Source organism: Oleiphilus sp. HI0080, from assembly GCF_001635135.1.
The window spans coordinates 1-746 of record NZ_LWFU01001183.1; the positions used below are offsets into that span (position 1 = coordinate 1).

Annotated in this window: 1 protein-coding gene; it reads right to left on the reverse strand. The window is 44.1% G+C overall.

Translation table 11 applies throughout. The features are described 5' to 3' along the window. Window positions 1-82: 82 nt before the first annotated feature. A partial coding sequence (locus tag A3751_RS20970; RefSeq protein WP_068458779.1) for an acyltransferase occupies window positions 83-746 on the reverse strand: 664 nt, incomplete at its 5' end.

Consider the following 746-nt stretch of genomic DNA (forward strand, 5'->3'; position numbering starts at 1 on the left):
TCTTAATGTAGTCTAAGCATTCTTACTTCTTCTTACTTCTTCTTACTTCTTCTTACTTCTTCTTACTTCTCGCTTTCAATCCTCATTCGTACTCGGCTTTTAGTTCTGAGATGTGCTTATCTTTGTGGATCCAAAGCTCATTAACCCATTCCTGGAATTCGGCTTTAAACTGAGCGTCAGTTGTATAGTCTTTGCCAAGAAACTCTTGCGGAATCTCAACCTTTCTAACATCAACAACGACTGTACTTACCTTTCCACAAAACATGTCCCAGATATTGGTAGGACTATTAGGATAAAGTACTGTCACATCAAGCATCGTATGCATCACATCTCCCATACTGCCTAGGACAAACGCCGCGCCACCAGCCTTAGGCTTGAGCAGATGCTCGAAGGGAGAGCCTTGTTTTGCATGCTTCTTGGGAGTAAGGCGCGTTCCCTCCATGAAATTGAACACCGAAACAGGCGTATATTTAAATTTTTCGCAGGCTTGCCGAGTGACCTCTAAGTCCTTTCCTGCCAAAGCTGGGTTCTTTTTGATCTGTTCCGGCGTTGAACGCTTCATAAAAGGGAAGTCCAGAGCCCACCAGCACAAACCTAGGAGTGGAACCCAGATTAGCTCCTGCTTCAGGAAAAACTTCAACATGGGGATCTTACGATTAAAGACCTTTTGAACAACGGGTATGTCTGCCCAAGATTGGTGATTGCAGTTCACCAGATACCATTCGTCTTTGCTTAGACCTTCTAGA